Origin of the sequence: Tenacibaculum larymnensis (assembly GCF_028829235.1) — a bacterium.
GTDB lineage: Bacteria > Bacteroidota > Bacteroidia > Flavobacteriales > Flavobacteriaceae > Polaribacter > Polaribacter larymnensis.
On the sequence record NZ_JAIWJY010000024.1, the window covers coordinates 1 to 2,252 of the forward strand.

General features: G+C 36.5%; 1 protein-coding gene. It reads right to left on the reverse strand.

What is annotated here, in order from left to right; translation table 11 throughout:
- A partial coding sequence (locus LCI24_RS16840) for a DUF6443 domain-containing protein (protein ID WP_274641417.1) occupies positions 1-2,252 on the reverse strand: 2,252 nt, incomplete at both ends.

The following is a 2,252-nucleotide window of genomic DNA, read 5'->3' on the forward strand; positions in this document are numbered from 1 at the left end:
ACTAAACAAATCATTGTCATTTTTACCATCTTGGTTAATGTTTTTTAACCAACCACGTACGTTGTAGGTATAATCTACCTCTTGTAAAGTACCGCCAACCTTTTTGGTTTTTAGTTGCCCTAACTCGTCATACTCATTAGCGACAATAGTTTCAGTATGACTTCCTATTGTTTGTTCTTGCTTAGTCATTCTTCCTACATGGTCATACTCAAAGCTGTCTATGGTTACAATTGGAGCATTGGTTCCTTTTGCATGGGTAGTTTTAGTTTCTAACACTTTACCAGAAAAATCTAGCTTACTTTCTATAATATCAGTAGTCTCTAATTCATCATTTTTAGAGTACACATAAATAGGACGTGCTTTTTTATCGTAATAGGTTACTGTGGTAATCCAATTGTTTGTACCTAAAACTTTGACTTTAGATACCGTAGCTAATCCTTTGGTATTAGTTGTTACTGTTTGACCGTATACTGTTGTAGGTGGGGAAAAACTACTTGGTACATCTATATAGGTGTCGTAGTAATTGATGGTATAAACTCCAGTAACACCATTAGGAATTGCAGTTTTAGTATAATAAATATCAGCCCCTCCATAGGTTTGTTTTGATGTCACTTTTTCAAATTGGGTATAATTTGTTGAATTAGCAGCATTTTGTAATACAGTTCTAATATTGTTGTTGTCTATATATCCTGTATACACAACTCTTCCTAAAGCGTCGTATTTAGTAAACAACCATTTATCCATTGAAGAGTTTGAGTTTACTCTTCTCATCATAGCATCTTGCGTAAGCACAGGTCTGTCTAGTTTATCATAAACAATATATTCCCATCCTTTACCTGGTATTTTCTTTTCTACCAAACGGTTTCTATAGTCGTATTTATATTGATAACACAACTCGTTCAACTCTGTTGTAGTAGGTTTGTCTGTTTGTGCTTCTGTTTTTGGAGGTAACACATAGGTTAAGTTTCCAAAATCATCATATACATAATACGTATCGTGAGCTGTTTCAACACCAGATACTAAAGCATAGGTTCGTTTTAAAATTACTTGACCCTGCTTGTTTTTAAACTCTTCGGTGGTATGTAACTTACTATTACTTCCATCATGATTTTCATCTTTGGTAATGGTTTTATAAAGTTCTCCTATTGCATAATCACTGGTTCCTCCTGTTAAGGCAGGAACATACGTGTTATTAGTAAAAGAGGTAGTTACCTCATATACTTTTACTTCTTCTGAAGTATTGGTGCCGTATGTAAATTTAATTTCGTGTCCGTTTCCTAGTTTCCAATCTTCTCCTGGTGCAGCTTGTTGTAGCACTCTATTAAGCGGTGAGCCATCGAACTGCTTTTCTGAATAGGCATTTACATCGGGTAAACTCACTCCTGCAAAGTCTTCAGGGTACTTTTGCTGGTAATACGTTTGGGTTGCATGGGCTACATCGCCTGTGAAAATTTCTCCTGATTTACTAGCTACCGCATACGGAAGGTATTCTTTAGTCTGGCGTCCAAATTCATCGTATTCTATATGGGTAACGATATCTTTAGGTATTTCACTACTCGTTAAAACTCCTCCTGCTTGTATTGCTATACTTTGTTTGGCTCTTCCTAGACCGTCAAAATAGGTTATACTTTCTAGTACATCTTTATTTTGCGTTATTCCAGTAGGGTTTGTCATTGGCTCTTGATACTCTCTTGTAAACACATAGTTTTCGTTGCTAAATACTGGAGGTGTGTAGCTACAACCATTGTTAGTACCTGCTTCATTTGGACAATTATCTGTATTGTTAGTAACATATCCTGCAGGTTTAACACTGTAGTATACGCTATTGTTTGGGTCTCCAAACCCATCTCCATCAGTATCTAAGTAAAATGTTTGTGGCGCAATATTGGTAATATTTACTGTGCTATCGTCATAATCATCATTATTACTTACATATCCGCTAGGAGTTCCGCAAGCACTAGTTGTGTTATTGGCATCGCCATAACCATCTCCATCAGTATCTGCATACCATGTTGATGGAGAACTAATACTATAAGTAATACTTCTTGAGCTACTCCAGCATCCTGAAGTATTGTTACGAGCTCTTAGATAGTATATGGTTCCGCTAGTTCTGGTAATACTCGTACTTGAATTAGAGGTACTAGTTCCAGAGCCGCTGCTTTGCCAATAATAAGTGACTCCACTGGGAGAATTTCCTTGTGTTAGTACCGTGTTTCCACAGTTTTTCTTAACTGATGGAGTACTTGGAGTAT